At 66.8% G+C, this 20,267-nt stretch carries 17 protein-coding genes; 7 read left to right on the top strand and 10 right to left on the bottom strand.

Annotated elements, in window-relative coordinates; genetic code table 11:
• Window positions 1-151: 151 nt before the first annotated feature.
• From tsaE to ubiE, 6 genes are all read right to left on the bottom strand, one after another.
• On the bottom strand, window positions 152-1,681 hold the full coding sequence (gene tsaE, locus QX070_RS05605) for a tRNA (adenosine(37)-N6)-threonylcarbamoyltransferase complex ATPase subunit type 1 TsaE (RefSeq protein ID WP_315735634.1): 1,530 nt from the start codon (window positions 1,679-1,681) through the stop codon (window positions 152-154).
• Window positions 1,678-4,185, bottom strand: a complete 2,508-nt coding sequence (locus QX070_RS05600) for a PAS-domain containing protein (RefSeq protein WP_315735632.1) — start codon at window positions 4,183-4,185, stop codon at window positions 1,678-1,680. Before QX070_RS05600 ends, tsaE begins: the two co-directional genes overlap by 4 nt.
• A gap of 189 nt (window positions 4,186-4,374) precedes the next feature.
• A complete protein-coding gene (dut, locus tag QX070_RS05595) occupies window positions 4,375-4,833 on the bottom strand; it encodes a dUTP diphosphatase (RefSeq protein ID WP_315735630.1) in 459 nt (152 codons plus the stop codon).
• On the bottom strand, window positions 4,830-6,257 hold the full coding sequence (gene coaBC / locus QX070_RS05590) for a bifunctional phosphopantothenoylcysteine decarboxylase/phosphopantothenate--cysteine ligase CoaBC (protein WP_315735628.1): 1,428 nt from the start codon (window positions 6,255-6,257) through the stop codon (window positions 4,830-4,832). Before coaBC ends, dut begins: the two co-directional genes overlap by 4 nt.
• Window positions 6,258-6,449: 192 nt before the next feature.
• Window positions 6,450-8,024 carry a 2-polyprenylphenol 6-hydroxylase gene (ubiB, locus tag QX070_RS05585; RefSeq protein WP_315735626.1) on the bottom strand — a complete coding sequence of 525 codons (1,575 nt, stop codon included), beginning with the start codon at window positions 8,022-8,024 and terminating at the stop codon, window positions 6,450-6,452.
• Window positions 8,021-8,782 carry a bifunctional demethylmenaquinone methyltransferase/2-methoxy-6-polyprenyl-1,4-benzoquinol methylase UbiE gene (gene ubiE / locus QX070_RS05580; RefSeq protein ID WP_315735623.1) on the bottom strand — a complete coding sequence of 254 codons (762 nt, stop codon included), beginning with the start codon at window positions 8,780-8,782 and terminating at the stop codon, window positions 8,021-8,023. The genes ubiB and ubiE overlap by 4 nt, the downstream gene beginning before the upstream one ends.
• Before the next feature lie 105 nt (window positions 8,783-8,887).
• Between ubiE and mutM the strand changes: the two genes are divergently transcribed.
• Both mutM and QX070_RS05570 read left to right on the top strand, forming a co-directional pair.
• The gene (gene mutM, locus QX070_RS05575) at window positions 8,888-9,769 is read left to right on the top strand and encodes a bifunctional DNA-formamidopyrimidine glycosylase/DNA-(apurinic or apyrimidinic site) lyase (RefSeq protein WP_315735621.1); all 882 of its coding nucleotides are present in this window, start codon (window positions 8,888-8,890) and stop codon (window positions 9,767-9,769) included.
• Between the two features lie 77 nt (window positions 9,770-9,846).
• Window positions 9,847-10,332: a cyclic nucleotide-binding domain-containing protein gene (locus QX070_RS05570; RefSeq protein ID WP_315735619.1), complete on the top strand. Its 486-nt coding sequence runs from the start codon at window positions 9,847-9,849 to the stop codon at window positions 10,330-10,332.
• A gap of 67 nt (window positions 10,333-10,399) precedes the next feature.
• Here QX070_RS05570 and QX070_RS05565 read toward each other — a convergent pair whose 3' ends face one another.
• Together QX070_RS05565 and QX070_RS05560 are read right to left on the bottom strand one after the other, a co-directional pair.
• Complete coding sequence (locus QX070_RS05565; protein WP_315735618.1) at window positions 10,400-11,203, bottom strand: ParA family protein; 804 nt, start codon at window positions 11,201-11,203, stop codon at window positions 10,400-10,402.
• Window positions 11,204-11,654: 451 nt separating this feature from the next.
• Window positions 11,655-13,013 (bottom strand): peptidoglycan-binding protein, encoded by a 1,359-nt coding sequence (locus QX070_RS05560; RefSeq protein WP_315735616.1) that lies wholly within the window; start codon window positions 13,011-13,013, stop codon window positions 11,655-11,657.
• 242 nt (window positions 13,014-13,255) lie between these two features.
• Here QX070_RS05560 and QX070_RS05555 point away from each other — a divergent pair, with 242 nt between their 5' ends.
• Entirely contained in the window at window positions 13,256-14,062 is an 807-nt protein-coding gene (locus QX070_RS05555; protein WP_315735752.1) for a molybdopterin-synthase adenylyltransferase MoeB, read from the top strand.
• A gap of 285 nt (window positions 14,063-14,347) precedes the next feature.
• On the opposite strand, the gene QX070_RS05550 is transcribed toward QX070_RS05555, so the two are convergent.
• Window positions 14,348-15,349, bottom strand: a complete 1,002-nt coding sequence (locus QX070_RS05550; protein WP_315735614.1) for a D-glycerate dehydrogenase — start codon at window positions 15,347-15,349, stop codon at window positions 14,348-14,350.
• Window positions 15,350-15,761: 412 nt separating this feature from the next.
• Between QX070_RS05550 and QX070_RS05545 the strand changes: the two genes are divergently transcribed.
• Window positions 15,762-16,247 carry an SH3 domain-containing protein gene (locus QX070_RS05545; protein WP_315735750.1) on the top strand — a complete coding sequence of 162 codons (486 nt, stop codon included), beginning with the start codon at window positions 15,762-15,764 and terminating at the stop codon, window positions 16,245-16,247.
• Window positions 16,248-16,354: 107 nt separating this feature from the next.
• On the opposite strand, the gene irrA is transcribed toward QX070_RS05545, so the two are convergent.
• Window positions 16,355-16,825, bottom strand: coding sequence for an iron response transcriptional regulator IrrA (gene irrA, locus QX070_RS05540; RefSeq protein WP_315716966.1), 471 nt, complete (start codon window positions 16,823-16,825; stop codon window positions 16,355-16,357).
• 455 nt (window positions 16,826-17,280) lie between these two features.
• Between irrA and fabA the strand changes: the two genes are divergently transcribed.
• The 3 genes from fabA to fabI all read left to right on the top strand — a co-directional run bounded on the left by fabA (window position 17,281) and on the right by fabI (window position 20,050).
• On the top strand, window positions 17,281-17,802 hold the full coding sequence (gene fabA / locus QX070_RS05535) for a 3-hydroxyacyl-[acyl-carrier-protein] dehydratase FabA (protein ID WP_315735612.1): 522 nt from the start codon (window positions 17,281-17,283) through the stop codon (window positions 17,800-17,802).
• A 76-nt stretch (window positions 17,803-17,878) separates the two neighbouring features.
• Entirely contained in the window at window positions 17,879-19,102 is a 1,224-nt protein-coding gene (fabB, locus tag QX070_RS05530) for a beta-ketoacyl-ACP synthase I (protein ID WP_315735610.1), read from the top strand.
• 147 nt (window positions 19,103-19,249) lie between these two features.
• On the top strand, window positions 19,250-20,050 hold the full coding sequence (fabI, locus tag QX070_RS05525) for an enoyl-ACP reductase FabI (protein ID WP_315735608.1): 801 nt from the start codon (window positions 19,250-19,252) through the stop codon (window positions 20,048-20,050).
• Window positions 20,051-20,267: the final 217 nt, after the last annotated feature.

Here is a 20,267-nt window from a genome sequence, read left to right as displayed (position 1 = left end):
CTCCTTCGAATCGGACGAAGCTTGCCTGTCAGGAATCAACCCGGTCTGAATTGTCAGGACTCAGCCCGGTTCATACCCCCGGAGACCCCCACCCCCGACCCCTCCCCGCAAGGGGGAGGGGAGCGCACCGTCGGTGCCGTGAGAGGGGGCCTCAAGCTACGCCAGCCGGTGGTGGCACATTCGCCGCGTACCAGTCGCGCAACGGCTCCAGCACAGGATGGACCAGCGCGCGGTGGAGATAGTCCCAGATGCGAGGCTGGTGCTTGAGGTAGTGCGGCTTGCCGTCACGGCGGTTGAGGCGGGCGAAGGTGCCCAGCAGGCGGGTGTTGCGCTGGGCCGACATGATCGCGTAGTGCGTGCCGAATTCGTCGGCGTCGAAGTCCGTCGACGCAGCTTGGCGCGCGGCGATGTAGCGCTCTCGGAGCGCCCGCTCGATCTCCGCCGACACGTCGATCCGGGCGTCCTGCGCCAGGGAGACCACGTCGTAAGCCGGCGGTCCCATCACCGCGTCCTGGAAGTCGATCACGCCCACGCGGGCGATGCCTTCGCGCGTGGGCAGCCAGAGCAGGTTGGGCGAGTGGTAGTCGCGGATCACCCAGGTCGGCTTAGATGCGAGCGGCGCCTCCAGCAACTCGCGCCATATTTCCAGGAATTCGGCGCGCAGCACCTGCGACAGCTCCACGCCACGGTCGGGCAGGTACCATTCGAGCATCAGGCCGATCTCGATCAGCATCGCATCGACGTCGAAGGTCGGGACCTTGTAGGTCACCTGCGGCGCCAGCGGCAGCACGGCGGGCACGTCCTGCCCATGCAGCGACGCCAGAACATCGACTGCGGCCTCGTAGCGCTCCACGACCGGCCGTGGCGGGTCGCCCTCGATCACGCCCTCGCGTCCGAGATCCTCGGTGATGAGAAAGCCGCGGCCGAGATCGGCGTCGTTGATCTTCGGCGCCGAGATGCCGCGTCCGCGCAAGGCGGCGGCGATCGCGACGAACGGGCGAACGTCCTCGGCGAGATGCACGGCGCCGCTATAGGGCTTGCCGTTGTAGATCGCCGGGCCGTCGGGCCGCTTCGGCGAGTTCATCAGGATGTAGACGCGCTCGCCCTTGTGGAGCCGCGCATAGGAGCGGGTCGAGGCGTCGCCGGCCATGTGCTCGCGGCGCGATCTGGCGTGCCCGGCCTCGGCGAGGAAGTCGCGCAGGGCTTTCAGCCGTGCAACCACCGCGGCTGCCTTGCCGCTGCCGGTGATCTCGGCGCTGCGCGCGGTGTCGCCCTGCGATGGATCGTGGCGCAGCGCGATGTCGACGCGGTCCAGCGGGAGAGTGCCGCCGGCGCGCTCCGGCCATTCGATCAGCACGACGGTCGCCTCCGGCAGCGGCGATAGGCCGATCTCCTCGAGCTCCGATGCATCGCTGATGCGATAGAGATCGGCATGCACCAGCGGGAAGCTCGGCAGGTCGTAGCTCTGCGCCAGAGTGAAGGTCGGACTCGGCACCTCCAGCTCGTCGTCGCCGGCGAGGTACCGGATCATCGCCCGCGCCGCCGCCGTCTTGCCGGCGCCGAGATCGCCCGTGAGCGTGATCAGTGCACCCGGGCCGATCAGCAGCGCGAGATCGGCCATCAGGGCGGCGGTGGCGGCTTCGTCCGCGAGCGCGATCGTGAATGTCAGCTGGTCCGTCATTCCGCGGCGTTGCGTTGCGCGACGTGGTCGGTCGGGAAGTCACAGGTGACCGTGGTGCCCTTGCCGACCACCGAATCCATCCGCACCCTGCCGCCATGCAGCTCGACGAAGGAGCGCACCAGCGACAGGCCGAGGCCGGCGCCGCGATGGCGCGAGCCCTGCGAATGGCTCTCGAACCATTCGAACACCTTGTCCTTCACCTCGGGCGGAATGCCGGGGCCGGAATCGGTGACCGCGAAGATGACGCTGTGATCGGTGCGGCGGGCGCTGACGGCGACGCTCGAATCCGGCGGCGAGAAGCCGACGGCATTGGCGAGCAGATTGTAGAGGACCTGAACGACGCGGCGCTCGTCGCCGACGAAGGAGCCGACATCGGGGTCCACCGCGATCGTCAATCGGATGCGATCCGTGGCGAGCCGGTCCTGCACGCCTTCGGCCGCGGCCTCGATCGCCTTGGCGGCATCGACCGGCCCGAGCTCGAGCTTCATGGCGCCGGCATCGATGGTGGCGAGGTCGAGAATGTTGTTGGTCAGCGCCAGCAGCGCGTTGGTGGATTTGGTGACGTAGTCGAGATACTCGGCCTGCTTCGGCGTCAGCGGCCCGGTCGACGGATCGGAAAGGAAATGCGCGAAGCCGATGATCGTCGTCAGCGGCGCGCGCAGCTCGTAGGACACGTGGTGGACGAAGTCGATCTTCATCTGGCCGGCGGCTTCGAGCGCCTCGTTGCTCTCGCGCAGGGCCCGTTCGACATTCTCGGTGTCGGTGATGTCCTGGAAGGTGAGCATGGTCGCGCCGTCGGGCAGCGGCCGGCTCATGCAGTCGAGCACGCTGCCGTCCTTGCGCTCGAGCTTCAGCGCAACGTCGAGCCGGTTCTCGATCGAGGTGATGGCCTCGCGGATGGTGCGCCAGGCGACCGCGTCGTCATAGAGCTGATGGCACCAGGATTCCACGGTGTCGATATGCGGATGCTCGCGCAGCTGATCCGGCGACAGCCGCCACATCTTGGCGAAGGCCGGATTGAACAGCTCGACCCGGCCGTTCGAGCCGAACACCGCGACGCCTTCGGCGAGGCTGTCGAGCGTCTCGCGCTGGACCCGGATCAGGCCGTCGAAGCGGCGCGCAAGCGCGAAGCTCTCGGTGACGTCGTCGAACAGATAGGTGACGCCGCCTTCCGGGTTCGGCGTGGTGACGACCGACAATGCGCGGCCGTCGGGCAGGAACCAGGTGTCCTTGGCGGCCTCGACGGCGCGATAGGCCTCGTGAAGCTTGGCCTTCCAGGCCCGGAAGTCGGCCTGCTCGGGCAGCTTGCGCGCGGCGCGGAGACGGTCGAGCACCGACGAGTCATCCGGCTGGCTGTCCAGGAAGGCGGGATCGAGACCCCACAGCCGGCGATAGGAGTCGTTGTAGAAGGCGAGCCGGCGCTGGCCGTCGAACACGGCCACGCCCGAGGACAACTGATCGAGCGTGCGCCGGTGTGCTTCCCGCATCCGCACCACGGCCGCATCCAGCGCCGCCGCCTCGCTGGCGTCGATGGCGACGCCGGCGCTGCCGTGGCCCAGCATGAAGGCGCGCACGTCGTACATGCGGCGCTCGCCGCCGGTCACGATCGGCAGCCGGCCCTCGAAACGGCCGTTGGCGCCGAGTGCGCGCTGCAGGTCGGTACGGTCGGCGGAGTCGAGCAGCTCGATGTTGCGGCCGATCGCGTCCGGCACGTCGCGGGCATCGACGGCACGGGCATAGGCGGCGTTGACGTAAGCGAGGGTGCCATTGGCCTGCCGTGCCCAGATCGGCCACGGCAGCGCCGATGCCAGCGCGCGCAGCGACTCCGTCTCCTCGCCGAGCGCCTTGAAGCGGAGCTGCGTCTCGGCGAGCTCGCGGCGCAGACCGGACAATTCGCGGATGCGCACGATGGCCTGGCCGCCGATGGCGCGGCCCATCGCCTCGATGGCATGGCCGTGCGAGGTGGTGAGATTGAGCATGAAGCCCTCGCCCGCCTCGCGCAGCGCGTCGACGGCGCGGTCGAGCTGCAGCGCGGGCTCCGGCGGCAGCCAGGTTCCGAAGGCGAGAATGCGCTGCGGCTGATCCTGCGGGACCAGCATCGCGGTGTCGCCGGAGATCTGCGGGCGGTGGCCGCCGGCCGGCCAGGCGATCAGGATCTGGGGCTCGGCGAACAGCAGCGCGCGGTAGCGATCGGCCTGCAATTGCAGCTCGGCGATGTCGGCGCGCAGCCGCGCTTCCTTCCGGCTGGCCGCCAGACGCGTGCGTACCAGCGCGACCGCGGCGACCACGGAGAAGCCGAGCAGCGCCAGCATCGCCGTCACCTCGGCGACATCAGGACGGCTCAGCTCGAACAGCGTCGTGATCGCATCCGCCGGCACGCCACCGCCTGCGAAGCCCGGCGTCGCCGGCGCAAGCGCAGTCGCAGCGAGACCCATCAGGCCCTTGCGCGCGAGTGACGTGCACGACAGCAGCGTCTGACGCATCACCACGATCACGCCCGACATATTTGCCCCAAACCGCACGAAGTTTCGGGCGGCGCCGATCGCGTCGCCCGCGCCGTCTCACGAATCAATCAACCATAACCGCTTCGGGACTCCAGCGGTAAGAGTCCAGACCGTGAACGATGGTTGCGCCTGAGGAAAATGCGTCCGCCGATCGACTCTTTCGAGTCGGAACAGTGGCAAGCCCGTAGTTCAACGGCCCGTCGAGCCGAAGCCGCCGCTGCCGCGCGCGGTGGTCGGCAAGGTTGTCGCGAGGCTGAGCTCGGCGCGTACCACGGAGGCGATCACCATCTGTGCGATGCGCTCGCCGCGGCGAATCGTAAACGGTTCCTTGCCGTGGTTGATCAGCAGCACGCAGATCTCGCCGCGGTAGTCTGCGTCCACCGTGCCCGGTGCGTTCAGCACCGTGACGCCGTGCCGCGCAGCGAGCCCCGAACGCGGCCGCACCTGGGCCTCGTAGCCGTCGGGCAGCGCGATCGACAGTCCCGTCGGCACCATCGCGTGGCTGCCTGACCCAAGGACGAGCGGCGCATCGGCCGGAACGGCGGCGAGCAGATCGAGCCCCGCGGCATGTGCGGTCTGATAGGCCGGCAGCGGCAGTCCCTCGCCATGCGGCAGGATCTGCACGTCGATCGCGATGGTCTGTGTCACGCAATGGGTCCCATGGTTCTGGCGATCTCGGCGACGAGCGCCGTCGCGACCTCGTCCTTGGTCATGATCGGCCAGGACGCGACATGGACGCCATCGGCATCCCTCGTCAAGAGATGCACGGTGTTGCGGTCGCCGCCCATCACGCCGGTCGAAGGCGAGACGTCGTTGGCGACGATCCAGTCGCAGCCCTTGCGCGCGAACTTGGCTTTGGCGTTGTCGATCAGATGTTCCGTCTCGGCGGCGAAGCCGATCACGAGTGCCGGCCGCTTCTCCTTCAGCTTCGAGATCGTGGCGAGGATGTCGGGGTTCTCGACCAGCGTCAGCGGCGGGATCGCCTTGTCCGTCTTCTTCAGCTTCTGGCCGCCCTCATTGGCGACGCGCCAGTCGGCCACCGCTGCGGCGAAGATCGCGACGTCGGCGGGCAGCTCGGCCTCGACGGCGTCGAGCATCTGCCGCGCCGATTCGACGTGGGTGACGCTGACGCCCTTGGGGTCGGCAAGCTCCACCGGTCCTGCGATCAGCCGCACGTCGGCGCCGGCGGCCTGCGCGGCGGCGGCGATCGCAAAGCCCTGCTTGCCGGAGGAGCGGTTGGCGATGTAGCGCACCGGGTCGATCGGCTCGTGGGTCGGGCCCGCGGTGATCAGCACGCGGCGGCCAGCGAGCGGGCGCGGCGTCGGCGGCTTGAGCATGGCGACGACGGCGTCCGCAATCTCGGTCGGCTCGGCCATGCGGCCGACACCGGCCTCGCCCTTCTCCGCCATCTCGCCGGCGTTCGGCCCGATCATCTGGACGCCGTCGCGCTGCAGGGTCGCGGCGTTGCGGCGCGTCGCCGGGTTGCTCCACATCATCGGGTTCATCGCCGGCGCCAGCAGGATCGGCCGGCTCGCCGCGAGCAGGATGGCGCTGGCGAGGTCGTCGGCGGCGCCGTGCGCCATCTTTGACATCAGGTCGGCGGTCGCCGGTGCCACCACGATCAGGTCGCAGTCGCGCGCGAGCCGGATATGGCCGACGTCGAACTCGCTGCGCGCGTCGAACAGATCGGTGAAGACACGATCTCCCGACAGCGCCGATGCGGCGAGCTCGGTCACGAATTGCGTTGCCGCCTTGGTCAGCACGCAGCGGACGTGGATGTGGCGCTCCTTCAGCCGCCGGATCAGGTCGAGCGATTTGTAGGCGGCGATGCCGCCGCTGATGATCAGGGTGACGCGGGCTTCGCGCACCTGGCCGGGCTGGGGGACGAGCGGGGCAGACGGGTTGGCTGGAGCTGGGGGCGCCATTGGCGGCTCGGACGGATCGACAGGCTCGATCAGCGCGCGCAGGATGACCCGGACTTCCTCCTCGACCGAGCGCCCGTTCTGCGCTGAGCGCAGGCGCAGATAAGTTTTGAGAGAGTCGTCCAGCTTGCGGATGGTCAGGCTCGCCATGACCGCCTCCCCAGCATTGTCGTTGTGAGTGCAATGCTAGCAGAAAATGACAGCAGTGCAATCAGGGTGGGCAAAGCGGCCGCCGCGGGCGGCAGCGTGCCCACCGTCGATGCGCATGCATCGGTAGGACGGTGGGCACGGCGCCACTGCGATCTCGCACGCGGAAACGGTACGGCTGCGCCTTTGCCCACCTCACAACCTGAGCACCGCGAACAGAATGCCGATGAAGGTCAGCGCGATGACCCACAGCGCGATGGCGCGCCAGCGGCTCTTCTTGCCTTCGGTGCGGCCCATGGCGGCGATGGTTTCCGGCGACAGGCGCAGGCCGTCGCGGGTCATGCTCTCCATGTGCTCGAGCACCGCGGCGGCGCGGGCGGCGAGCACCGGTAGGGTCGTGGTCAACCGCACCAGCTCGCCGACGCCGGTGACGGCGCCCTCGATCCGGCCGATCGGCCCGAGATTACGCTCGATCCATTCGCGGACCACGGGATCGGCGACCTTCCAGATGTCGAGCTTGGGATCGAAGCCGCGCGCGACGCCCTCGACCACCACCATGGTCTTCTGCAGCAGGATCAGCTCGGGTCGGGTGCGCATGTCGAACAGGCCGGTGACCTCGAGCAGCAGGGTCAGCAGCTTGGCCATCGAGATTTCTTCGGCCGTGCGGTTGTGGATCGGCTCGCCGATGGCGCGGATGGCTTGTGCGAAATTCTCCACCGAATGATGCGGCGGCACGTAGCCGGCCTCGAAATGCACCTCGGCGACGCGGCGATAGTCGCGGGTGATGAAGCCGAGCAGGATTTCGGCCAGGAAGCGCCGCTCCTTCATGCCGAGCCGGCCCATGATGCCGAAATCGACCGCGACCAGTCGTCCCTGCTGGTCCAGGAACAGGTTGCCCGGATGCATGTCGGCATGGAAGAAGCCGTCGCGCAGGGCGTGGCGCAGAAAGCTCTGGATCACCTTGCGGCCGACGTCGGGCAGATCGACATTCGCCTCCGCGAGCCGGGCGTGATCGTTCAGCGCGATGCCGTCGATCCACTCCATCGTCAGCACGGTGTTGGCGGTGCGATCCCAGTCGACCGCGGGCACGCGGAAGTCCGGATCGTCCTTGATGTTTTCCGCCATCTCCGAGAGCGCGGCGGCCTCCAGGCGAAGGTCCATCTCCATCGCGACCGAGCGCGACATCGTGTTGATGACCTCGACCAGCCGCAGCCGCCGCGCTTCCGACGAATGCGCCTCGGCCTTTTCGGCGACGAAGAAGAAATCGGAGAGGTCGCGGCGGAAGCGCGCGGCGACGTTGGGCCGAAGCACCTTCACCGCGACCGGACGACGAATGCCGTCGTGTTCGACCTCGCCGCGATGCACCTGCGCGATCGAGGCGGCGGCGACCGGCGGGCCGAGATGCGTGAACAGCTGGCTGATCGGACGTTCGAGGGCGGTGGCGATGACCGCCTCGGCCTCGGCCTGCGGGAATGGCGGCAGCCGGTCCTGCAGCGATTCGAGATCGCGCGCCATGATGACGCCGACGACATCGGGCCGGGTCGCCAGGAACTGGCCGAGCTTGAGATAGGCCGGGCCCATCCGCTCCAGCGCGCGCGACAATCTTGGTCCGGATTTGGCGCCGGGGCGCTCGACCAGCCGCGCCAGCTTGAGCGCGAGCTGGCCCGGCGGCGGCGCCAGGCTCGGATCGACAGCGCCGAACACGCCCTCGCGCGCGAACACGAAGGCGGCCCGGGCGAGCCGCGTAATGTGAGTGAGTGCGGAGATCACAAACGCCAGCCGGAATGAAGCGCGACGATGCCGCCGGAGAGAGTCTGCCAGGACACGCGGGAGAAGCCGGCGGCCGAGATCATCTCGGCGAAGGCGCTGGGGCGCGGAAACTGGCGGATCGATTCGACGAGGTAGCGGTAGGACTCGGCATCGCCGGTGACGGCGCGGCCGAGCTGCGGGATCACGTTGAAGGAGAACAGGTCGTAGAGCTTGTCGAGCCCGGGCACCTCGACGGTCGAGAACTCCAGGCACAGGAAGCGGCCGCCATGCTTGAGCACGCGATGGGCTTCTGCGAGCGCCAACTCGATCTGCGGCACGTTGCGGATGCCGAACGCGATCGTATAGGCGTCGAAGGAGCGGTCGGGGAAGGCGAGCTTCTCGGCATTGCCCTCGACGAACGAGACCTTGTCCTCGAGAGCCTGCTTCAGCGCCCGCTGGCGGCCGACCTCGAGCATGTCGCCATTGATGTCGCAGACCGTCGCATGGAAGCCTGAGCCGGCCTTCCTGGCGGCGCGGAAGGAGATGTCGCCGGTGCCGCCGGCGACATCGAGCAGCGCGAACGGCGCATCGCTCTTCGGCGGGTTGAGCGTGTTGATCATGATGTCCTTCCAGACGCGGTGCAGTCCGCCCGACATCAGGTCGTTCATCAGGTCATAGCGCGACGCCACGCTGTGAAACACGTCGTTCACCAGCGTCTGCTTCTCGCCCAGAGGCACATCCCTGAAGCCGAAATGAGTGGTTTGGTCCGGCTGATCCATCACCCTTACTCCGATACAGCACCATAGCGCCGATGCGGCCAAGGCGCTATCACGTCAGCCAGACAAGGTGAATGGTCGCGGATGCAAAAGGTGAAATGAACAGGAATGCCTGAGCTGCCCGAAGTCGAGACCGTCCGGCGCGGGCTGCAGCCGGTCATGGAAGGCGCCGTCATCGTCAAGGCCGAGGCCCGGCGTGGCGACCTGCGGTTTCCGTTCCAGCCCGATTTTGCGAAGCGCCTGCAGGGCCAGACCGTCAGGGGTCTCGGCCGGCGTGCCAAATATCTCCTGGCCGATCTCGGCTCCGGCGACGTGCTGCTGATGCATCTCGGCATGTCCGGCTCGTTCCGGGTGATCAAGCCGGAGCACGAGGAGACGCCGGGCGAGTTTCACACTCCGCGCGGCAAGGACAGCGTGCACGACCATGTCGTGTTTCACATGTCGTCAGGTGCCGACATCGTATTCAACGATCCGCGCCGCTTCGGCTTCATGAAGATCATCGCGCGCGGCGACATCGAGGCGGAGCCGCATCTCAAGGGTCTGGGGCCCGAGCCGCTCGGCAATGAATTCGATGCGGCGATGCTGGCGCACGCCTGCGCCAACAAGAAGACCAGCCTGAAGGCGGCGCTGCTCGACCAACGCGTCGTCGCCGGGCTCGGCAACATCTATGTCTGCGAGGCGCTGTTCCGTTCGCATCTGTCGCCGCGGCGTCTGGCCGCGACGCTGGCCACGAAGAAGGGGGAGCCCACCGACCACGCAAAGCGGTTGGTTGAAGCGATCCACACCGTGCTCAACGAGGCGATCCGCGCCGGTGGCTCATCGCTGCGCGATCACCGCCAGACATCAGGCGAGCTCGGCTATTTCCAGCATTCGTTCCAGGTCTATGACCGCGAAGGCGAGTCGTGCCGGACGGATGGCTGCAGCGGCGTGGTGAAGCGTTTCGTGCAGAACGGACGCTCGACCTTCTGGTGTCCGAAGTGCCAGAAGTGATGTAGCAGCCGACGCGCCGGCACGGCCGGCTGCGCGGGTCCGCTTGTGACGGACGAGGGTGGGCGTATACTGCGGCCATGGCTGTCAGTTCGCCCGATCTGAAAGCATTCCTGCTCGCGACGCCGTTCTTTGGCGGCCTGCCCGACGCGAGGCTCGATCTGCTGGTCTCGATGCTGGTGGAGCGCCGCTTCGACAGGGGCGCCGTGGTCGTCGCCGAAGGCGAGGCGGGCCGCTCGATGTTCGTCGTGCACAGCGGCACGCTGGAGGTGAGCGAGCGCCTGGAGACGGGCATTGCGATCCGCATGTCGTCTCTCGCGCCCGGCGATTTCTTCGGCGAGATGACCTTGCTCGAAATGCAGAACAGGTCGGCCACGGTGGTCGCGGAGACGCCGACCATCTTGTATGAGCTGACGGCACAGAATCTCTACGCGTTCTACAAGGCCGACATCCAGGCCTATGTGATCGTGATGCAAAACATCAATCGCGAGCTGTGCCGCCGCCTGCGTCGCGCCGATGCGCGGATCAAGGCGCTGGAGACGGGCGCGCGGTCGTCGGGTTTATGAACCTCTCCCAGCCTGCGGGGAGAGGGAGCGCACCGCCCGCGCCGTGAAAGCTCAGAGCAAATTCCAACTACAACCCAGCCTTCCAGTTGATGCCATTGTCGGCCCAGGTCGGGTAGGCCCGCGTCACCGGCAGCTTCGCCTCCTCGGCCTGCGGAGTCAGCATGATCGGGAATTCGACCTCGGCGTGCTCGCTCGCGTCCTTCAGCTCGCCCGCGTCGTGCATGACGTGGTCGCCGGCGAGCTTGCCCGCGGTCCAGCGCCACAGGCTGCGAATCTCCTGCGCCGACTTGCCGGCCGCGTCGAACTCGCTGACGCCGAGACCGGCGGCGAGCGCGTCCTGGTGGTCGTTGCGCATCATGATGAAGGGTTGCGCCAGCACCTCGGCGATGTCGCGCGGCGCGTCGGCGTCGAGTGCGGTCGTCGCGTCGGTGATGCGGTGGCCGCTGCGGATCGGGGCCTGGTTGAGCACGAAGGCGAACGGCTTGCGCCAGGCTTTGACGACGCTGAGCGTCGGCGCGGTGGCCTCGATGTCGGCGACGCTCGGACGCGCCGGGATCAGGCACAGGTCGCAGTGGCGGATCGCGGCCGTCGTGGACGCCGTGATGCCGGCCCCGGTGTCGATCATGCAGAGGGTGACGCCATCGCGCTCCAGCGCTTCGAGCCGCGGCTCGATCATCTTGGCATCGTAGACGGCTTCGACGATCGGCTCGCCCGCGGCGCGGCGCGCCTGCCATTTGGTCAGCGTGCCCTGACGGTCGGTTTCGATCACGCGCACCTTGTGGCCGGCCTGCTGGGCCGCCACGGCCAGACCAATCGCCAGCGTGCTCTTGCCGCTGCCGCCCTTCTGCGTGGCCAAAACGATCGTGTACATCGGGAGACAGTCCTTCGGATGTTGACGGAACTTATGAGAACGCCAAAGCTGAGTGCATCGCGATCGCGGTGCAGAGCTATTCTCGCTCAGGACAGTCCCGGCCCGATCCAACTCATGAAGAGCGATCGCGGTGGTCCGAATCAGCACGCCGACAAAACTGTTCGAACCATCTCACGCTCGGCCTGTGCCTGCACAGACCGGTTGACTACGGCGGGAGCCGTTCCGAGTTGATAGCAAGGTGCTAGGAAGTTGAGTGGCAGCGAGCCGCGGGCAAGCGATCGGCATCGCCGAGCATCATCCCATGCAGTCGCGATGCTGCACGTCCGATCCCCGCCGGCCGCCGTTGGGCCCTTAATTTTTTCTAAAACGACATGCTTAACATTGCGTAAACGCTGCCTCGCCGCAGTGCGCAGCGGCATGATCGCGATGCCGAACCGGTTTGGCGCAGGCTCTACTTCCGCACGCAGATCACGCGCACCGTCGCCGCCTTGGCGTCGAGCGAGGTTCCGTCCGGCTTGACGCCCTGCGCCGTGAGAAAGGCGCGCGTCGCATCGGCGCTCACCATCACGACCTGTGTGGACGGGATGAGCGCCGTGCCGGCCATGATTCCTGACTTGAGCAGGGTGACGCCGGCGAACTTGCCGTCGCCGTCGAGCGCCGCCGCGCCGGAGAAGCCGAGGCCGGGCGCCGGCGCCAGCGAGGCGTCACCGGCGCCGTTGGCGGCGAGCTGGGCCTTGACGGTGCTGATCGCGGCACCGCCGCCCTGGCTCTGCGGATCGGCGATGCCGACGATGTCGACCGACGATTTCGCACGGCCGCCCGACAGCGCCAGCGGCTTCAGGCCGCGCGCGCCGTAGATGCGCAGTAGCGCGAGCCCGCGCTCCTTGTCCTCGGCGACGCGCTCGGCATGGCCGAAGCCGGGAACGGTGATCGCGACGCAGCTGTCGGTGACCTCGCGATCGGCGATGATGGCGCCGTCCTGGCTCGCGATGATGCCGGTGCCGTAATCGACGCTGCGCCGTGGCGCGGGCTGCGCGGCCAATGTCGACGGAAACGCGGTGAATGCGCTCGACATCGCGATCACGACCGGCTCGACCGTGTTCTCGGTGGCCTGGTCGTAGAGGATGGTCAGGATACGCACCTCGTCGCCCCGAAAGGTGCCGCGGATGTAGAACTTCTTCAGGTTCTGCAGCCCGGACAGCACGAAGAAGTCGGGCTTCACCACGCTGTAGTCGACGGTGCGGCCAGGCTCCTTCTTCTCTCGGTCGGCAAGCGTCGCGGTAACCGGGTTGGCCTCCTTGCGGCGTGACAGGGCCACCTGCACGGTGCCGGTGGGCGAGGTCCATTTCGAGCCGGTGCCGTCGCTGGTCTGTTGCGGCACCAGCTTGGTGGGAATGCCGAGCCGTGCGCCGCTGACCGGTTCGGTCACGAGCTTCCAGCCGACGCCCTCCTGCTTGCGGCGCGCGGTGTCGGCGAGCACGGCGCGCTCCTGCGGGTTCAACACGCCGGTCGGCTTGCCGCCGGCGAGCTTCTGGTACTCCTTGATCGCGTTGACCATGCGCTCGCTGACGTCGCCGGTGATGGCGCCATTGTACTGGCCGACCCAGGCGAGATCGGATTGCAGCGCGAGCCGCTCGGCCTGGCTCATCGCATTGGCGGTGTCGGCGGGAGCCTGCACGCCCGGGCGCACCGGCTGGGTCGCGACCGGCTTGGGCTTGGCGCCCGGCAACGCGCCCTGCGGCGTCTGGGCCTGCGCCGATGCGCACGCGGCGATGGCGCAGATGAAGGTTGCCGTGGCCAGCCGTCTCATGACAAATCCCGATGCTCTTGCCGCTGACATAAATAAGCACATCTGCTTGGTCGGTCACAATCCGGCGAGGGTTCAGTGTGTTGCGCTTGGCGTTGTCGTGACGTTGAGTGCGATGATGGAGCGGCATCCGAGGTCCACCTCACCTCGTCGGGGAGAGGTGGAGCTTCCGTGCCGAACCACTCGGCCCGAGAGCGCAGTTGCGCGCCTGAGAGGATGTCGAACGTGGAATGGCAGACGAGATGATGCTGAGCGACGAGGAACTGGAGCGCTATGCCCGCCACATCGTGCTGCGCGACGTCGGTGGTCCGGGACAGGCGGCGCTGAAGCGCGCGTCGGTGCTGGTGATCGGCGCGGGCGGGCTCGGTGCGCCGGCGCTGATGTATCTCGCCGCTGCCGGCGTCGGCACGATCGGCGTGGTCGACGATGACGTGGTGTCGCTGTCGAATTTGCAGCGCCAGGTCATCCATGCGACGCCGGATATCGGCAGACCCAAAGTCGAGAGCGCCGCCGAGCGCATCAACGCGCTCAATCCGCATGTGAGCGTCATGGCGCATCGGACCTGGCTCAATGCCGACAACGCGCTCGATCTGATCGGCGCTTATGATCTCGTGCTCGACGGCTCCGACAATTTCGACACCCGCTATCTCGTCTCCGATGCCTGCTTCCTGGCCGCGCGGCCGCTGATCACCGGCGCGCTCGGCACCTTCGATGCGTCGCTGACGACGATCCGGGCGCATGAGCGGGATGAGAAGGGCCAGTTTAATCCGACCTATCGCTGCCTGTTCCCGGAGCCGCCGCCACCCGGCACCGTCCCGGCCTGCGCCGAGGCTGGCGTGATGGGGGCGCTCGCCGGCATGCTGGGGTCGATGATGGCGCTGGAGGCGATCCGCGAGATCGTCGGCTTCGGCGAGGGCCTGGTCGGCCGGCTGCTGATGCTGGACGCGCGGACGATGCGCTTCGAGACCCTGCGCTATGGCCGCGATCCGACGAATCCGCTGAACGGGGATGGGCCGGTGATTGCGGATTTGGGTGCGCATCAGAAGCCGTAATGCGGTGAGAACCGCGCCAAGTCCTCCGTTGTCGTCCCGGACAAGCCCGGCGACGCGAGAGCGTCGGCGGGCGCCGATCCGGAACCCATAGCCACCGCATTCGGTGATATGCGCGGAACGTGCGGCCTGCCTGTTTCAGATATCACGCGGTATGGGTCCCCACGTTCGCGGGGACGACACATGTGATGAGGTGCCGGGCTTGACACCCACTCCGCTGCCGTCGTGGACAAGGTGCAGCGCGATCGCGTCGGGGACACCGACTAAGAGGCTGGCGGATCGATCGGCCTACAGCATGCTCGGCAGCACGCGGTCCGGCGGGCGGTGGTTGTCGAGGAAGGTCTTGATGTTGATGATGACCTTCTCGCCCATCTCGACGCGGCCCTCGATGGTGGCCGAGCCCATGTGCGGCAGCAGCGTCACCTTGCCGGCCTTGGCGAGTCGGACCAGGCGCGGATTGACCGCGGGCTCGTGCTCGAACACGTCGAGACCGGCGCCGGCGATGTCGCCGGCCTCGATCTGCCGCGTCAGCGTCTCCTCGTCGATCACCTCGCCGCGCGCGGTGTTGACGATGTAGGCGTCCTTGCGGATCAGCTTCAGCCGACGCGCCGATAAGAGATGGAACGTCGCCGGCGTGTGCGGGCAGTTCACCGAGATGATGTCCATCCGCGCCAGCATCTGGTCGAGGCTTTCCCAGTAGGTGGCGCCGAGCTCGTCGGCGATCACCGGGGCGACCGGGCGGCGGTTGTGATAGTGGATCTGCAGGCCGAAGGCGCGGGCGCGCCGCGCCACGGCCTGGCCGATCCGGCCCATGCCGATGATGCCCAACCGCTTGCCGCCGATGCGGTGGCCGAGCATCCAGGTCGGCGACCAGCCCGCCCAGTTCTTGCCCTCGGTCAGGATCGAGGCGCCCTCGATCAGCCGCCGCGGCACCGCGAGGATCAGCGCCATGGTCATGTCGGCGGTGTCCTCGGTGAGGACCTTCGGCGTGTTGGTGACGGTGATGCCGCGCGCTACTGCCGCCGCAACGTCGATATTGTCGACGCCATTGCCGAAGTTGGCGATCATGCGCAGCTTGCAATCGGGCTGATTGAGAATGTCGGCGCTGATGTGGTCGGTGACGGTCGGAACCAGCACCTCGGCGGTGCGCACGGCGTCGGCGAGCTGTTCCTGGCTCAACGGCTCGTCGTCGAGATTGAGCCTGGCGTCGAACAGCTCGCGCATGCGGGTCTCGACCGAGTCCGGCAGCTTGCGTGTCACCACGACGAGGGGCTTTTTCCTACCTGACATGTGCTGCTCTCATGAGATCCTTCAGACCTCATTAACCGGGTTCGCCGAAACTACCGTCGTCGCCTGAGAGCGGCGCTTCCCTGGACTGGTCGTGTCGGATCTCGCAGGTGGGCCGATCCGTTCCTGACAGGGCTTCGCGAGCGATTCTCAGGCGCTTCCTGGCCGCTTGTGTTCGGTCCTGTCTAGCAGAAGGCCGGGCCAAGACAAGAAGCCAACGGGGGTCGGGACTGGCGCTTTCGGCAAGCCCTCTCTGTGCACGAAGGGGGGCAGCCGGGCAGTTCGATGGGGATCGGGCGAAGGATCGCAACGCAATCCGCTTTGATCGGAGCGCGCGTCGGTCCTTTCGAGGGAGAGTGAGTTGAGTAATTTGACGTTGTGGCGTTTCGGTGCAGTCGTGGTGCTGCTGGTCTGTCTGCTCGACGTTGCCGTCGGCAGAGGGGGCGTTGCGGCGAAGGACTCCGTTCTCACCACCAGCGGCCTGCCGGTGCCGCGCTATGTCAGCCTGAAGTCGGATCATGTGAACGTTCGCGCCGGTCCGACCAAGGACAACGACGTGGCCTGGGTCTATACGCGCTCCGGCCTGCCGGTCGAGATCACCGCGGAATATGAGAACTGGCGCCGCGTGCGCGATTCCGAGGGCTCGGAGGGGTGGGTCTATCATTCGTTGCTGTCGGGGCGCCGCACGGCGGTGGTCACGATGAAGAACAAGGACGATCTCGCCCCGATCTATGAGAGCGCCGACGCGGCGAGCGCGGTCACGGCGCGGCTGCAGGCCGGCGTCGTCGCGCAGGTGAAGAAATGCGGCAATGGCTGGTGCCGCGTGCTCGGCAATGGTTTCGAAGGCTGGATCCAGCAGCAGCGGCTGTGGGGCGTCTACGCCGACGAACAGGTCAATTGAAGGCCCAGGTCCGCGCAATGCGCTGACCTCTATCCTGACGCGCTCCCGACACAATAATGCCCGTAGCGGGCGCGGGCATGATGCCTCGATGAAGATGTTCCGGAGGCTCAGCGCTTCTTGCGCAGCCGGACGACCATGTCGATCCGGGCGATCTCGTAACCTTCGGGCGCCTCCGGCAGCTTCGACAACGCCAGATGCTGGTCAGGGATATCGACCAGCTCGTGGTTGTTCTCGAGATAGAAGTGATGGTGGGCCGTGACGTTGGTATCGAAATAGGTCTTGGTGCCGTCGACGCTGACCTGACGCAACAGGCCGGCATCGGTCAGCTGGTTCAACGTATTATAGACCGTGGCGAGCGAGACCGGAACCTTGGCCAGCGTCGCTTCCTCGTAGAGCATTTCCGCCGTCAGATGCCGCGCACCCTTGCCGAACAACAGCCAGCCAAGGGCCATGCGCTGGCGGGTCGGGCGCAGCCCGGCCGCCTGCAGCATCTCGTTGACGTCGTGCCATGGGCAGCCGTTGAGGGCTGGCTGCCGGCCGTTCCCGAGATCCGGGTTGCCGCGATCATGACCACTCATCGAGGCGTTGTTGCTGACATCCACTTCAAGCACCGCACAATTCGCTCTCATCTATAACCGATATAGGAAGAAACCCATTCAGATGCAAGCTTATCGCAACTAACGTATCTAGAACGCCCCTAAACTGCATTTACCGCCCGGTTCGGGCGCGGGCCCCGGTGCTGCGTCGATTTACCTGGATACGCGCATTGACGCCGCAATCCTCTATGTTAGAGAGCGCCCGGACCCGATTTGCCCTGCCATGGTGAGCGCCGGCGGCCGTGATGGCCATGTGCGCGAATCCAGGCGTCGTTAGGCCCGCCGCTGACAGCGGTCATGTTCGCCAGGTGCGATGGCCCAGCCTTCGTGCCGACGCGATGACCGGCCAGCGCGGCGCGGAGGGGGGCGGCGCGCGGGAAGGGTCCATGTCGCGCGGCACAAATTCCACCGGGGATCGTTGAGAAAGGCCACCAAGCATGCTGGATCGGCGCAGCGCATATGAATACGAGGACCTGCTGGCCTGCGGCCGCGGGGAGCTGTTCGGCCCCGGCAATGCGCAACTGCCGCTGCCGCCGATGCTGATGTTCGATCGGATCGTCGAGATCTCCGAGACCGGCGGCGAGTTCGGCAAGGGTGTCGTCCGCGCCGAGCTCGACGTGAAGCCGGATCTCTGGTTCTTCGGCTGCCACTTCAAGAATGATCCGGTGATGCCGGGCTGTCTCGGCCTCGATGCGATGTGGCAGATGGTGGGCTTCTACCTCGGCTGGACCGGCGGCGCCGGGCGCGGCCGTGCGCTGGGCCTCGGCGATCTCAAGTTCTCCGGCCAGGTTCTGCCGACCGCGCGCAAGGTTGTGTACAATGTCGACATCAAGCGCGTGATGCGCTCAAAGCTGGTGCTCGGTATTGCCGACGGGTGGCTTTCGATGGATGGCGAGATTATCTATCGCGCCAAGGACCTGAAGGTCGGCCTGTTCAAGCAGGACGCCGCGCCGACTTGAACCAGCGGGCTGCGACCACAGACAGTGCAGCAGGCACGGCTGCAACAGAACACACGAGCAAAGTGAGGCGGACATCATGAGGCGGGTTGTCATCACGGGCATGGGCATCGTCTCATCGATCGGCAACAACACCCAGGAGGTGCTCGCCAGCCTGTACGAGGCGAAGTCCGGCATCTCCCGTGCTGAGAAATATGCCGAGCTTGGTTTTCGTTCGCAGGTGCAAGGTGCGCCGACGCTGAATCCCGCCGACGTGGTCGACCGCCGCGCCATGCGCTTCCTCGGCGAGGGGGCGGCTTGGAATCATGTCGCCATGGAGCAGGCGATCCTCGATTCCGGGCTGGAGCCGACCGACGTCTCCAACGTCCGCACCGGCATCATCATGGGCTCAGGCGGGCCATCGACGCGCACGCTGGTGGAAGCGGCCGACATCACCCGCACCAAGGGCCCGAAGCGCGTCGGTCCGTTCGCCGTGCCGAAGGCGATGTCGTCGACGGCCTCGGCGACGCTGGCGACCTGGTTCAAGATCAAGGGCGTCAACTACTCGATCTCCTCGGCCTGCGCGACCTCCAATCATTGCATCGGCAATTCCTACGAGATGATCCAGTACGGCAAGCAGGACGTGATGTTCGCCGGCGGCTGTGAGGAGCTCGACTGGACGCTGTCGGTGCTGTTCGACGCGATGGGCGCGATGTCGTCCAAGCACAACGACACGCCGGCGACCGCGTCGCGGCCCTATGACGTCACGCGCGACGGCTTCGTGATCGCCGGCGGCGCCGGCGTCCTCGTGCTGGAAGAGCTCGAGCACGCCAAAGCGCGCGGCGCCAAGATCTACGGCGAGATCGTGGGCTACGGCGCAACGTCCGACGGCTACGACATGGTTGCGCCTTCCGGCGAGGGTGCCGAGCGCTGCATGCAGCTCGCGCTGTCGACCGTGAAGACCAAGATCGACTACATCAATCCGCATGCGACCTCGACACCTGCCGGAGATCCGCCGGAGATCGAGGCGATCCGGAAAGTGTTCGGCCGCGGCGAGAAGTGTCCGCCGATCGCCGCGACCAAGGCGCTGACTGGCCACTCGCTCGGCGCCACCGGCGTCCAGGAGGCGATCTATTCGCTGCTGATGATGAAGAACGGCTTCATCTGCGAGAGCGCCAACATCACCGAGCTCGACCCGGCCTTCGCCGACATGCCGATCGTCCGCAAGCGCATCGACAACGCCAAGCTCGGCACCGTGCTGTCGAACTCGTTCGGCTTCGGCGGCACCAACGCGACACTGGTGTTCAAGCAGCTCGACGCCTAAGATTTCCAACAGCACTGGTTTCGTCGGCATCATGGCCGGGCAGCAGCGCGAAGCTCATTCTTCGCACCGATGTCCGGCCATTGGCGTCTCGAAGGCGGAACGATCATCCTGGCTGGGCCGATCCCGGCATGACGAAGGAGAGACATCATGCAGGGTCTGATGGCAGGCAAGCGCGGCCTGGTCATGGGCATCGCCAACGACCATTCGATCGCCTGGGGCATCGCCAAGACGCTGGCGGCGCATGGCGCCGAGATGGCCTTCACCTATCAGGGCGACGCGCTCGGCAAGCGCGTCCGTCCGCTCGCCGACGAGCTCGGCGTCAAGCACGTGCTGTCCTGCGACGTCGAGGACATTGCCAGCGTCGACAGTGTATTCACGGCGCTTCGCGAGGCCTGGGGCGGGCTCGACTTCGTCGTCCACGCGGTCGCCTTCTCCGACAAGAACGAGCTCAAGGGCCGCTATGCCGACACCTCGCGCGAGAATTTTGCGCGCACGATGCTGATCTCCTGCTTCTCCTTCACCGAGATCGCCAAGCGCGCCGCCGAGCTGATGCCGGAGAGCGGCGGCAGCATGATCACCTTGACCTTCGACGGCTCCAACCGGGTGATGCCGAACTACAACGTGATGGGCGTTGCCAAGGCCGCGTTGGAAGCCTCGGTGCGCTATCTCGCCGCCGACTACGGCCGCCGCAGCATCCGTGTCAACGCGATCTCGGCCGGACCGGTGCGCACGCTGGCGGGCTCGGGCATCGGCGATGCCCGCTTCATGTTCGCCTTCCAGCAGAAGCACTCGCCGCTCGGTCGCGGCGTGACTCTGGAGGAGCTTGGCGGCTCGGCGCTCTATCTGCTGTCGGAGCTGTCCGGTGGCGTCACCGGCGAGATCCACTACGTCGATTCCGGCTACAACGTGATCTCGATGCCGCGCCCCGAGGATCTCAAGGCGGACTGACCTCCGCGCGCATCGGCGGTATCAGGGGAACGCGAGACTCCGTCCCCCCGATCGACCCAAATTTTCCCAGTTGAAGACAATGTTCCTGAACGGCTAATCAGGAAGCAATGGCGCAACTCTTGTTGGTTGTTGCGACGACGCTGCGATGCATCATGACCGGTGCATCGGCCGCGGCCGTCAGCCAGCCGCTCGCGCCGGCAGCAAGACAAGTCGTGGG

Source organism: Bradyrhizobium sp. SZCCHNR1093, assembly GCF_032381175.1.
Classification (GTDB): domain Bacteria; phylum Pseudomonadota; class Alphaproteobacteria; order Rhizobiales; family Xanthobacteraceae; genus Bradyrhizobium.
Note: the sequence above shows the minus strand (reverse complement) of the source record. Positions and strands in the feature narration are given on the sequence as shown.